The following is a 13196-nucleotide window of genomic DNA, read 5'->3' on the forward strand; positions in this document are numbered from 1 at the left end:
GTCGCGATTTCCGCTCTGATGCTCGTGACCGCGGCGCAGGCGGTCGTGCCGTCCGCCGCGAACGCCGCCGGCGGCCCGTCGGTGCCGCTGCCGGACACCCCGTCGACGTCGGTGACCAAGGAGACGCAGGAGCCGCGCCCACCGGACCAGGCGACGACCAGCGCCCTGCGGGGCGACCAACCCACCGGGCAGGGCAGCTCGCTGCCGGGTGCGGGCAACACGCAGGCCACGTCGTTGTCGGCGTCGGCGTCGTGGTCGGTGTCCGCCTACACGGGCACCTTCAGCTGGTCCTACCCGTTCCGCGTGCCGCCGGTGCCGGGCGGGCTGGAGCCCAAGCTGGCCCTGTCGTACTCGTCCTCCGCCGTGGACGGGCGCACCAGCAGCACCAACAACCAGGCGTCGTGGGTCGGTGACGGCTGGGACCTCACGCCGGGCTTCGTGGAGCGGACCTACGGCAGCTGCGCGGACGACGCCAACCACAGCGGGAAGAAGACCGGCGACCTGTGCTGGCGCAGCGACAACGCCAACGCCTCCTACAACGGATCGGCCGGGCCGCTGATCCGGGACGACGCGAGCGGGGCGTGGCGGCCCAAGGGCGACGACGGCTCGCGGGTGGAGAAGCTGCCCGGCGCGGACAACGGCGCGCAGGGCGGTGAGCACTGGAAGATCACCACGGTCGACGGCACGCAGTACTTCTTCGGCTCGCAGCAGGACTCGCGGTCCACGTGGACGGTGCCCGTGTTCGGCGCCAACGCCGGCGAGCCGTGCCACGGCGCCGACTTCGACAGCTCCTCGTGCACCCAGGCGTGGCGGTGGAACCTGGACAAGGTCGTCGACCGGCACGGCAACGTGGTCCGCTACTACTACACGCCCGAGACCGACAACTACGGGTTCAACCTGAAGGACACCCCGGTGTCCTACGTCCGCGGCGGCACCCTGGAGCGCATCGACTACGGCCTGCGCGAGGGCGTCGCCGGCGAGGCGGTCGGCCGGGTCGTGTTCGACGTCGCCGACCGCTGCGTCCCCGGCGCCACCGCCTGCGACCGGGCGCACCCGGAGAACTGGCCGGACGTGCCGTGGGACTCCACCTGCGAATCGGCGCCGTGCACTAAGAAGTACTCGCCCTCGTTCTTCTCCACCAAGCGGCTCGACACCGTGCGGACCCAGGTGCGCCGGGCGAGCGGCCTGGCCGACGTCGACTCCTGGAAGCTGGACCACCAGTTCCCCGACCCGGGTGACGGCGGCAAGGCGTCGTTGTGGCTCAAGGGTGTGACGCACACCGGTCTGGTGGGCGGCAGCATCACGCTGCCCCAGGTGACCTTCGAGGGCCGGGCGATGGCCAACCGGGTCAAGGGACCCACGGCCGACGGCTACGCCCCGCTGCTGCGCTACCGGGTCACCGGCATCGTGTCGGAGTCCGGCGGCGTGGTCGACGTGCACTACGCGGACCCGGACTGCGTGTGGGGCTCGTCGATGCCCGACGAGGCGCACCCGGAGCACAACGCCTCGCGCTGCTTCCCGGTGCGCTGGGTGCCCGGCACCGGTTACGACCCGCGGGTCGACTACTTCCACAAGTACGTGGTCGACACCGTCACCCAGCTCGACCGCTACGGCAGTTCGGTCGGCGACGTGACCGCCTACGAGTACCTCGACGGCGCGGCCTGGCACTACGACACCTCGGAGTTCACCCCGCCGGACAAGAAGACCTGGAACGAGTTCCGCGGCTTCGGCCGCGTCCGGGTCCGCCGCGGCGACGGCAAGGACGGCCCGAAGACGTTGTCCGAGCAGCGCTTCCACCGCGGCATGCACGCGGACACCCTGCCCGACAACGGGTCGCGCCCCGTGACGCTGACCGACTCCGAGGGCAACGCCCGCGTGGACGAGGACTGGTTGGCGGGCTACCCGTTCGAGCAGACGTCGTTCGACGGCGACGGCGGCGACCCGATCGGCAAGACCCTGTCGTGGCCCTCCTGGCGCGGTCCGACGGCCACCAGGGCAGGGCTCAAGGCGTACTGGACCGGCACGACCACCACCAAGTCCTACACCGCGCTGGACGGCGGCCGGGGTTGGCGGGTGAGCAAGACCGACAACGAGTTCGACGACGTCGGCCTGCCCACGAAGGTCAACCGGGTCGCCGACCTGGCCAAGCCCGAGGACGCCAAGTGCAGCACCACCACCTACGTCCGCAACACCGGCGCCTGGGTGCTGGCGCTGCCGTCGCGGGTGCAGACCGTCGGCGCCGCCTGCGACAAGACGCCGGTGTTCCCCGACCACGCCATCTCCGACCTGCGGACGTCCTACGACGGCCAGGACTTCGGCGTCGCGCCGACCAAGGGTGACATCACCAGGACCGAGCAGCTCGCCGAGCACCCGGCGTCGGGTCCGGTCTACGTCACCACCAGCACCGCCACCTACGACGGCTACGGCCGCCCCCTGACCGTGACCGATCCGCTGAACCGGACGACGAAGACGGCCTACACGCCGACCACCGGCGGTCCGGTGACCAAGGTGGTCCTGACCAACCCCGCCGGGTTCGAGACGGCCACCGAGTTCGAGCCCGCGTGGGGCGTGCCGACCAAGGCGACCGACGCCAACCTGCGGGTCGACGAGAGCGCCTACGACGCGCTGGGGCGGTTGACCGACAGCTGGCTGCCCAACCGGCCGCGGGCGGGCAACACCCCGAACACCAGCTTCACCTACCTGGTGCGCAACGACGCTCCCACCGCCGTCACGACGAAGACCATCGGCCCCAACGGCAGGTACACCAGCTCGGTCGTGCTCCACGACGGCCTGCTGCGCCCGCGGCAGTCCCAGGCGCCGGCCGTCGGCGGTGGCCGACTGCTGGCCGACACCCGCTACGACTCGCACGGCAGGCCGTGGAAGTCGACGCGGCCGTACTACAACTCGGGTGCGGTGGACACCGACCTCTGGTCGGCCGCCGACAGCGCCGTCCCGGGCATGACCACCACCGAGTACGACGGCGCGGGCCGCACGACCGCGTCGGTGTTCCGCGTGACCGGTGACGAGAAGTGGCGTGCCACCACCGGTTACGGCGGTGACCGGGTGTACCGCACGCCGCCGCCCGGCGGCACCGCGACCACGGTCGTCAACGACGCCCACGGCCGCACCGCGGAGCTGTGGCAGCACAAGGGCGCCACGCCCACCGGCGAGCACGACACGACGAAGTACACCTACACGGTGGGCGGTCAGCTCGCGACGACCGTCGACCCGGCGGGCAACACCTGGTCGTGGACCTACGACCAGCGCGGCCGGATGATCCACGCCAAGGACCCGGACAAGGGCGACGGCTACTCCACCTACGACGCCGCCGGCCAGCTCCTGTCCACAACGGACTCGACGGGCCAGAAGCTGGTGCACGGCTACGACGTGCTCGGCCGCCGGACCACGCTGCACCGCGACAGCACGACCGGCAGGCTGCTGGCCAAGTGGGACTACGACACCGCCTACAAGGGCAAGGGCATGCTCGCGGCGGCCACCCGGTACGACGGCGACGGCAACGCCTACGCCACCAAGGTCCCCAACTACAACCCGCTCTACCAGCCGGGCGCCGTCGACGTGGTCATCCCCGCCTCCGAGGCTGGGCTGGCCGACACCTACACCACCGTGTTCGGCTACAACCCCGACGGCAGCCTCGCCGCGGAGGGCCTGCCCAAGGCGGGCAACCTGGCCGCCGAGACCGTCATGCACACCTACGACGACCTCGGCCTGCCGGAGGAGACCTCCGGCGCCGACGGCAACTCCACGGTGTTCATCGCCTCCGGCACCGACTACACCCGCTACGGCGAGTTCGCGCAGGTCACCCTGGGAACCGCCGGTCGGCGGGCGTGGATCTCCAACTACTACGAGGACGGCAGCCGCAGGCTCAAGACCTCGATCGTGGACGCCGAGGTCCCGGCGCCGATGCAGGCCAAGGTCGACTACACCTACGACGCGGCCGGCAACATCACCGGGATCTCCGACGCACCGACCGGGGCGGTCCCCGACCACCAGTGCTTCGACTACGACCACCTCCTGCGGATGGTCGAGGCGTGGACGCCCGGCAACGGCGACTGCGGCACGGCGCCGAAGAAGGACGCCCTGGGCGGCGCGGCGCCGTACTGGCACACCTACACCTACGACGTCACCGGCAACCGGACCTCCGAGGTCCTGCACGGCGTCGGCACGGCCGCGGACGTGACCCGGACCTACCACTACCCGCGGCCCGGCCAGGCCCAGCCCCACGCGCTGAAGTCGGTCGACACGGTCGGCCTGAACGGCACGACCGAGGACACCTACACCTACGACGCGACGGGCAACACCAAGACCCGCGCCATCGCGGGCGAGCCGGCGGCGCACGAGCTGGACTGGGACGTCGAGGGCCGGCTCAAGTCCGACAAGGCGGGCACAGCGATCACGTCGTTCGTCTACGACGCGGACGGCGGACGGCTGCTCCGCAAGGACCCGACCAGCGTCACGCTGTACCTGGGGTCGCAGGAGATCAGGCTCGACAAGGCCACCAAGGCCAAGACCACCACCCGCTACTACAGCCACGGCGGCCGGGTCGTCGCCCAACGCACCGCGACCGGCGTGGGTGGGCTGACGTGGTTGGCCTCCGACCACCAGGGCACCGCGCAGATCGCCGTCCAGCCGGGCACGATGAAGGTGACCAAGCGCCGCGCGCTGCCGTTCGGCGGGGTGCGCGGCGCGGCCGTGGCGTGGGCCAACGACCGCGGGTTCGTCGGGGGCACGAACGACGCGAACGGCCTGACCCACCTGGGCGCCCGCGAGTACGACCCGTCGACCGGGCGGTTCATCTCGGTGGACCCGTTGCTGGTGCCGAGCGATCCGCAGCGGCTCAACGCCTACGCCTACGCCAACAACAGCCCGGCGACGTTCAGCGACCCGTCCGGCCTGATCTTCAACTGCGGACCGGACAACGTGGGCTGCGGTGGCATCCCGGGCGACCCGCCGCCGTCGGACGCCGCGAAGGACGCGTGGAACAACCGCGGTGGGCCCGGCGCGGGCGACTCGTCCGGCACCACGAGCGTGACGATCGAGAACGTCGTCTGCGGGCCGGTCAGGACCGTCTTCATCAACCCGGACAACAACGCGGACCTGTCGGGCTACCTGCTGACGATGACGACCGTGCAGTACACGGGGATCCTGCACACCCCGCCCTGCACCGCGGTCGGTTCCAACTTCTGCTTCGACAAGGGCGGCGACTCCCTGATCGGGTGGGAGGAGACCGTCGCGGTCACGGCGACCAAGTACCAGTGCAGCGAGCACGACCAGACACCGGGCTGCGGACCGTTCGTCTCCCAGGGTGGGCCGACGGCCGGTGAGGCGTTCGCGGAACTGGGCAAGCTGATCTTCGACCCGACCGCGTGCGTCGGATCGGGCGCCAGCGCCGGCGGCTGCACCGTCGAGATCGCCGGGATCCTGCCGGTGGGCAAGATCCTCAAGGGCGCCAAGATCGCCGGCGAGGCCCTGCAGTCGGCGGTGAAGGCGTGCCACAGCTTCGTCGGCGAGACGTCGGTGCTGATGGCGGACGGCTCCACCAAGCCGATCTCCGAGGTGCGGGTCGGCGACCGGGTGAAGGCCACCGACCCGGAGACGGGCGAGACCACCGACCGCGAGGTCACCGCGACGTTCGTGCACGGCGACGAAGGCGACGCCCTGGTCACCCTGACCGTCACCGCGCAGGACGGCTCGCAGGGCACCGTGGAGGGCACGTCCTGGCACCCGGTGTGGCTCGTCGAGGAACAGCGATTCGTCAACCTGGGCGACCTGAAGCCGGGCCAGCACCTGTCGGCCGCCGACGGCTCCTCACCGACCATCACCGCCGTCCAGTCCCACTCCCGCCAGGCAACCGTCTACGACCTGACCGTCGACACCGTCCACACGTACTATGTGCTGGCCGGCACCGAACCGGTCCTGGTGCACAACTGCTCCAGTGCTCGGTTTGCAGTCGACTCGGCTGGTGTCGCGACCGACTTGAAGCCGCTGGGTCGTGGTTCCACCGGGCGTACTGAGCCGAACAGCCTGAACGAGAAACTTGCCATGGAATCGGCGATGTCCAATCCTGGCGCCGGACAGGTCGTACCGCTGCGGAACGGTATGAACGATCCCCGGTGGCCGGGATCGGACGGGTGGGTTAAGATGACGCAGAATGTGAACGGGAACGAGATTCACTACGTGATGAATCGCATGACCGGTCAAATCGATGATTTCAAGTTCAAGGGTTGACGGATGCGAGTCGTGTGCGCCTTCAACAAAGGATCGGACCTCGCTCGGCAACGGTTCGATGCAGGTTACTCCCCGGCGACGGAGTTCCACCTCACGGTGGGTGGAGAGTACGACGTGCACGCCATGGCGTTGTGGGAGTCCGGTCTGGTCATCATGGTCGTCGATGACACAGGTCTGCCCCGATGGCAACCGGTCGAGTTGTTTTCGATCGTTGACCGACGAATCCCGGCCCAATGGGAGTTCGGCCTCGGGGATCCTGCGGATGTGGTCAAAGCGCTCTGGGGGTATCCGAGCCTCGTTCGAGATCCGGATCATCATGATTCGCTCTCCGAGTTGGTTCCGAACGCCCTGGAGGTGTTTCGGTCGGAGACTGGTCGGCGAACGGACGATTTATCTTGAGGTGGTCGCCCGACGGGGGTTTGTGCGCCGGAATTGAAGCGTTCTCCGGTCGAGATGTGAGAGGTCACGGCCGGCCGGATCGCGCCGGGCATCCGGGGACGCGATTCTGCCTACGTCGGTTCTGGGACCTGGGAGTGGTTCGGCGGGAGCACCCCGCTGACCACCACCTCAGGTCGCCGCCTTGGCGTAGCGGCGGGCCAGGTGGGCGAACGCGTCCTTCAGCTCGGGCGGCCCGACGACCTCGATGTCGGCGTCGAACCGGCCGATGGTGGCGGCCAGGGCGGGCCACGACCAGGAGCCCAGGGTGACGCGGCAGCGGTTCGGGGTGAGGGCCTCGACCACGCCGTCGTGGACGAACGGTGACACGTCGGCGGCGGGCAGGTCGAGGATCACCTCGCCGTGGCAGGGCCGGCCGCCCGAGCCGTCGGAGCCGGAGAACCTGGCGGCGACGAAGGCGGCCACGTTCTCGGCGGGCAGGTCACGCGGGGTGAAGCGGGGGCCGGTCGGGGTGCGCGGGGTGATCCGGTCGGCGCGGAAGGTGCGCCAGTCGTCGCGGTCGAGGTCCCAGGCGACCAGGTACCACCGACCGCCCCTGGTGACGAGGTGGTGCGGCTCGACCCGGCGCGGTGGGGCATCGGAAGTGGGTGCGGTGGTGTAGTCGAAGCGCAGCACCTCGCGGGCGTGGACGGCGCCGCTGATCGCCATCAGCACGTCGCTGTCGACCTGCGGCGCCGCGGCCCGCTCCACCGCCGTGACCTGGAGGGTGTCGATGCGGTGGCGCAGCCGTGCCGGCATGACCTGCCGGACGGTGTTCAGCGCCCGCGCCGCCGCCTCCTCGATGCCGACGCCCGTGGTGGTCGCGATCCGCAGCGCCACGGACAGCGCGACGGCCTGCTCGTCGTCGAACAGCAGTGGCGGCAGTTGCGAGCCGACACCGAGCCGGTAACCACCGTCCGGCCCTTTGGCCGTCACGATGGGGTAGCCGAGCTCGCGCAAGCGGTCGACGTCGCGGCGCACCGTGCGCGGGCTGACCCGCAACCGCTCCGCCAGCAGCGCACCCGGCCAGTCCCGACGCGCCTGCAACAGCGACAGCAGCGAGAGCAGTCGTGCTGAGGTCTTCGGCATGTCCCTCATTCTGCCCGGGAGAAGAGGACACGGCCTGGCCGCTACCCCTGCGACTGTTGCCCCGGATCAGGCATCAAGTCGAAATGGGGAACGACCTTGTCCGTCACGACCACCACCCACCTGAACTTCCGCGGTGACGCCCGTGCCGCCCTGGAGTTCTACCGATCCGTGTTCGGCGGTCAGCTCGCCGCCGTCACGTACGAGGACGCCGGCCACGTCCAAGAGGAGTCCGAGGCCGACCACGTGATGTGGGGCCAGGTGCTCGGCGAGAACGGCTTCCGCGTGATGGCCTACGACGTGCCCTCGCGGATGGGCTACGACCAGGGCGAGAACTCGTTCTTCGTCTCCGTGCGCGGCGAGACCGCCGAAGAGGTCACCGGCTACTGGGAACGGCTCTGCGACGGGGCGACCGTCGTGATCCCGCTGGGTCCGGCGGGCTGGGCCCCGGCCTACGGCATGCTGCGGGACCGGTTCGGCGTCGTCTGGGTCGTCGACGTCGTCAGCGAGCACAACGCCTGACCCGAACTCCGTCCACGGGGTGGGCGGGGGCACGCTCCCGCCCACCCCGTGACCGAACCCGACAGGACACCACCACGATGACGGTGCTGGACACCAAGGCGCTCAACCGCGCGACGCTCGCCCGCCAGCTGCTGCTCGATCGCGTCGATCTGCCGGTGTCCGACGCCGTGGCGCACCTGTGCGGCATGCAAGCTCAGGAACCGCAGGAGCCGTTCGTCGGCTTGTGGTCACGGTTGCGCGCCTTCGACCCCGCCGCGCTCGACGACCTGATGACCGGACGGCGCGTGGTGCGGACCCACCTCATGCGCCGCACCGTCCACCTCGTCACCGCCGACGACGCGCTGGCGTGGCGCGCCCGGCACAGCTCCATGCTGCGCCAACGGGTGCTCGGGGTCTACCGCCGCGAGTTCGAGGGCGTGGACCTGGAGGAGCTCACGACCGCGGCACGGGCCGTGCTGGCGGACGGTGAGCCGCGCACGATGCCCGAACTCGGCCGCGCGCTCGCCGCCCGGTGGCCGGCCGTCGGACCGCGGGCGTTGGGCGAGATGGGGATCGCCGCCCTCCTCCCGACGGTCCAGCTGCCACCGCGCGGCTTGTGGCGCAGGAAGGCGGGCGCGCGCACGGTGTTGCTCGAATCCTGGCTGGGACGCGGGATCGACCCACCCGCACCGGACGGCGCCGACCCGGTCGGTGAGGCGGTGGTGCTGCGCTACCTGGCCGCGTTCGGTCCCGCCGCGGTGGCCGACCTGCGCGCCTGGTCCGGCCTCGCCGGGCTCCCGGGCGCGGTGGCCGCCACCCGCGAGAAGCTGATCGCCTTCCGCGACGCGCACGGCCGGGAACTGCTGGACCTCCCGGACGCACCGCGCCCCGACCCCGGCACGCCCGCCCCGGTGCGGTTCCTGCCCGCGTTCGACAACGCGATCCTCGGCTACCACGACCGCGGCCGGATCGTCGACGACGCCCACCGCGGCCTGTCGGTCGCCGGCGCGCGCGTCGTCCTGGTCGACGGTCGGGTCACCGCCACGTGGGCGGTCGAGGCGGGCGCCGTGGTCGTGACCCCGCTGCGCCGCCTCTCACGGGCCGAGCACGACGCCGTCGTCGAAGAAGGGCGGGAACTGTCGTCGTTCCTCTCCGACTCGGACTCCGACTCCAACGGCGACGGCGACGGCGACGGCGACGGCGAGTGCACCGTCAGCGGCTGATCGAGATGGCGAAGGGCGTGAACCCGCTCGACCGGATCACGTGCGGCACGAACAGGACCGCGGCTTCGGCGGCCCGCGCGGTCTCGATGCCGCCGAGGTCCGTGATCCACTCCTCGTGCCGGCCGAGGTCCGCCAGGAGGCCGCGGGCCACCTGCTTGGCCTGTGGGTCCTGACCGGAGAGGAAGGCGGTCGGCGGCCGAGCCGGGGTGCACCAGCGCGGCGGGCAGCCCGTCCGGTCCGTCGACGGTGGCGTTGGAGACGTCGACGAGGACCTTGCCGCGCAACTGCTCGCGCAGATCGCCGTCCGGGAACAGGTGCACGAACTGCTGCACCAGGTGCGCGGCGTGCTGGCGCCGAGCAGGGAACTGGACCTCTCGACGCTCGACCGCGCCTTCACGCTCCGCCGGCACGATTCGCTCGTCGCCTTCGCGGGCCAGGCATTGCTCGCCGCCGTGCGCGAAAAGGCGCCGGGCGTGCGACTGCGCTTTCTCGCCGAATCCGGCACCGACACCCCCGAGCTGCGCCGTGGTGAGGTCGACCTCGAAGCGAACGCGAGCCGCCCGACCGCGCCGGACGTCCGCGCCGAGAAGGTCACCGTCTCGCGGCGCGGCAGGCTCGGCAACGCCCTCGACCAGGCTCTCGCACGGCTCGGGCTCACCCGGCGCGTGGTGGCGGCCGTGCCGACCGAGGCAGCCGCCTTCGCGTTCGCGCGGCACGGACCTCGTCGTCACGGTCCCCGGATCGACCGCGCGCTCAGCGGACCTGGTCCTGCTCCCACTGCCCCTCGACGTGCCGCCGGCGCCGGTGTTCCTGTCGTGGCACCAGCGTTACGACACCGACCCCGCGCACGTCTGGTTGCGCGATCTCGCCCGCACCGCGCCGGCCGGTCCGGGCGCGCCCTGAGCTACCCGGCTCAGGGCGCGTCGTCACCGAACAGGGCCGCCTCGGGTCAGAACAACGTCGAGCCCTGGCACGGCGAGGTCGTCTGCGGGATGTGCTTGTCCTTGTCCGCCACGCCCTTGAGGTGCTTGTCGAACTCGACCGCCCAGTGGTCGTTGATGAACTCGGTGATCGTCCGGTTCAACTCCTCGCACAGGCGGGGCCGGTCGTTCGGGATGCCGACGCCGTAGCTCTCCTGGCCGATCACGACGGTGCTCACGTCCTGCCACGGCGCCCGGGAGTCCTGCTTCCGGTCCTCGGCGAAGGCTTGGAGGATCGACACGTCCGTCGACACCGCGCGCCCGCTGTCCCGGTTCTCCAGGAACTGCCGCATGCACGCCACCAGCGACCGCTCCGACGTCGGCCGCCAACCCAGCTCGGTCAGCCGGGCGTTGCCGGTGGTGCCGCTCGCGGTGCAGACCTCGCCGGGCGGGATCTCCTCCAGGTTGGAGGCCTTCTGCCAGGTGAAGAAGCCCTGCTGGTCGTAGTAGTAGGGCCCCGCGAAGTCGACCTCCTTCTCACGTTCGGGCGTGATGGAGAAGTTGGCGATCACCAGGTGGACCGGCCCTCCCGGGAAGTCGTCGGTCAGCGCGCGGATCCGGTCGTCGCGCTCGGTCAGCTCGACGTACTCGATCCGCTCGACCCGGTACCGCTTCGCGATGAACTCCGTGAGCGCGACGTCGAACCCCTCGCGGGAGCCGTCGGTCCGCACGTTGTTCCAGCCGGGGTAGCTCTCCTTCAGCACGCCCACCCGCAGCACGCCGGACAGGTAGTCGTGCGGGTCCTCCTCGCGGCTGAACCAGTAGACGAGGCTCACCACCAGCAGCGCGGCGGAGGTGAACGCCAGCGCGATCTTCAGCCGCCGCATCCTGGCCCGGTTGTCGGGGTCGTTCCTGACCTCACGGGCGCCGTAGGTCATCATCAACGGCACCAGCACGGCCGCGACGTTGATCGGGATCACCACGATCGCCGCCACGTCGCCGCCCCACTGCGGGTTCGCCAGCAGCCACACGGTCAGCGACATCGTGGCCAGGGTGATCGGCAGGATCCAGTACAGCTGCCCCCGCAGCGAGAACGGGGCTAAGTGGGCCGTCCGTCCGCGGTCGTCGTCTTCACTCATCTCAGGCACCCCTCGCGTTCATCGCCGCGCCACCCCTGTGCTGATCACATGGTGTCAAATCGTCGCGGCGGGTGAGTGCAGTCCACCGGACCGTGATGTGACGATCCCTCCCGTTGTCGGCGGGCCCGGGTCAGTCGCGGTGTCAGGGTCGTGTCAGGGGTGTGACAGATCGGCTGCCGATAGTCGCCGACATGAGTTCAGCGATCGAAGTTTCGCCGACTGCGGAAGTCGTATGGGACGCGGTCGTCCTCAACGGCATCGATTTCGACGTCCGCGCCGGGACGATCTTCTCCCTGCTCGGGCCCAATGGCGCGGGCAAGACGACCACCGTGAACCTGCTGACCGCGTTGACGAAGGCCGACGGCGGGACGGCGCGGGTGGCCGGCCACGACATCGCGACCGAGGCCAAGGCGGTCCGCGCGAGGATCGGCGTCACCGGCCAGTTCGCGGCCGTGGACGAGCTGCTGACCGGGTACGAGAACCTCCAGCTGATGGTCGACCTGAAGCGCGGGGGAGCGGACCGGCGGGTCGTCGAGGACCTGCTGGAGCGGTTCGACCTGGTCGAGTCGGCGCGCAAGCCCGCGTCGACCTACTCCGGCGGCATGCGCCGCAAGCTCGACCTGGCGATGACGCTCGTCGGCGACCCCCGGATCATCTTCCTGGACGAGCCGACGACGGGCCTGGACCCGCGCAGCCGTCGCACGATGTGGTCGATCATCCGCGACCTGGTGGCCGACGGCGTGACCATCTTCCTCACCACCCAGTACCTCGAGGAAGCCGATCAGCTCGCCGACCGGGTCGCGGTGCTCGACCAGGGCCGCCTGGTCGCCCAGGGCACCCCGACGAGCTCAAGCGCCTGATCCCCGGCACCCACGTCCGGCTCCGGTTCGCCACCGCCGCCGAGCTCGACGCGAGCGCGCGGCTCTTCGCCGGCGCCACGCGGGACGACGAGGCACTGGCCCTGCGCGTGCCGGGCGACGCCGGGACCAGGTCCCTGCGGGCGCTGCTCGACCGGCTCATCGAGAACTCGCTCAGCGCCGAGGAGCTCTCCGTCCACACCCCTGACCTCGACGACGTCTTCCTCGCCCTGACGGGCCACACCGCGGAGGCCGCCAAGTGAGCGCCAAGTCCCGTTCCACCGTCATGCTGCGCCGCAACTTCAAGCACATCGACGTCGGTGAACTCGGACATGACCAAGGGCATCATCAACCGGTTCAAGGTCATGGACGTCTCCCGCGGCGCGGTGCCGACCGGTCACGTCGTCGCCGGCGTGCTGACCAACCTGGTCACCATCGCGGCCCTCGTCGGGGTCGCCTTCCTGCTCGGTTTCGCGGCCGGCTGGTTCACCGTGGCCCTCGGCCTGGCGGCGAAGTCGCCGGAGACGGCGGGGCCGGCGCCGTGCCGCTGATCATGCTGCCGTTCTTCAGCAGCGCGATCGTGCCCGCCGGGATGATGGGTCCGGGCATCCGCCAGTTCGCGCAGTACCAGCCCTTCACCCCGATCACCGAAGCCCTGCGCGGGTTCGTCAACGGCACGCCGGCCACCGGTGACGTGATCGCCGCCGCCGCCTGCTGCGCCGGGATCGCCCTGGTCGGGTACCTGTGGGCGTCCTCCACCTTCAAGAAGCGGGCATGACCCGGCCGGCC

Annotated in this window: 7 protein-coding genes and 2 pseudogenes; 6 read left to right on the forward strand and 3 right to left on the reverse strand. The window is 70.8% G+C overall.

Annotation, left to right across the window (positions count from 1 at the left end; translation table 11 throughout):
• Nucleotides 1-18 precede the first annotated feature (18 nt).
• Nucleotides 19-6246 carry a polymorphic toxin-type HINT domain-containing protein gene (locus LNK82_RS37765; RefSeq protein ID WP_230571649.1) on the forward strand — a complete coding sequence of 2076 codons (6228 nt, stop codon included), beginning with the start codon at nt 19-21 and terminating at the stop codon, nt 6244-6246.
• A 3-nt stretch (nt 6247-6249) separates the two neighbouring features.
• On the forward strand, nt 6250-6645 hold the full coding sequence (locus LNK82_RS37770) for a hypothetical protein (RefSeq protein WP_230571650.1): 396 nt from the start codon (nt 6250-6252) through the stop codon (nt 6643-6645).
• Between the two features lie 168 nt (nt 6646-6813).
• On the opposite strand, the gene LNK82_RS37775 is transcribed toward LNK82_RS37770, so the two are convergent.
• Entirely contained in the window at nt 6814-7770 is a 957-nt protein-coding gene (locus tag LNK82_RS37775; RefSeq protein ID WP_230571651.1) for a helix-turn-helix transcriptional regulator, read from the reverse strand.
• A 96-nt stretch (nt 7771-7866) separates the two neighbouring features.
• Here LNK82_RS37775 and LNK82_RS37780 point away from each other — a divergent pair, with 96 nt between their 5' ends.
• Nucleotides 7867-8289 carry a VOC family protein gene (locus LNK82_RS37780; RefSeq protein ID WP_230571652.1) on the forward strand — a complete coding sequence of 141 codons (423 nt, stop codon included), beginning with the start codon at nt 7867-7869 and terminating at the stop codon, nt 8287-8289.
• A gap of 77 nt (nt 8290-8366) precedes the next feature.
• Entirely contained in the window at nt 8367-9491 is a 1125-nt protein-coding gene (locus tag LNK82_RS37785; RefSeq protein ID WP_230571653.1) for a winged helix DNA-binding domain-containing protein, read from the forward strand.
• On the opposite strand, the gene LNK82_RS37790 is transcribed toward LNK82_RS37785, so the two are convergent.
• A complete protein-coding gene (locus LNK82_RS37790) occupies nt 9481-9642 on the reverse strand; it encodes a hypothetical protein (protein WP_230571654.1) in 162 nt (53 codons plus the stop codon). The two genes, LNK82_RS37785 and LNK82_RS37790, sit on opposite strands and share 11 nt — an antisense overlap.
• A gap of 798 nt (nt 9643-10440) precedes the next feature.
• Complete coding sequence (locus LNK82_RS37795; protein ID WP_230571655.1) at nt 10441-11550, reverse strand: transporter substrate-binding domain-containing protein; 1110 nt, start codon at nt 11548-11550, stop codon at nt 10441-10443.
• Between the two features lie 191 nt (nt 11551-11741).
• Between LNK82_RS37795 and LNK82_RS37800 the strand changes: the two are divergent.
• Together LNK82_RS37800 and LNK82_RS37805 are read left to right on the forward strand one after the other, a co-directional pair.
• Nucleotides 11742-12670: pseudogene (locus LNK82_RS37800) on the forward strand (ATP-binding cassette domain-containing protein).
• A gap of 27 nt (nt 12671-12697) precedes the next feature.
• Nucleotides 12698-13185 (forward strand): annotated as a pseudogene (locus LNK82_RS37805) (ABC transporter permease); the annotation flags it as partial.
• Nucleotides 13186-13196 lie beyond the last annotated feature (11 nt).

The sequence above is a fragment of the Saccharothrix luteola genome, from assembly GCF_020859565.1.
In the GTDB taxonomy this organism is placed as follows: domain Bacteria; phylum Actinomycetota; class Actinomycetes; order Mycobacteriales; family Pseudonocardiaceae; genus Actinosynnema; species Actinosynnema luteola.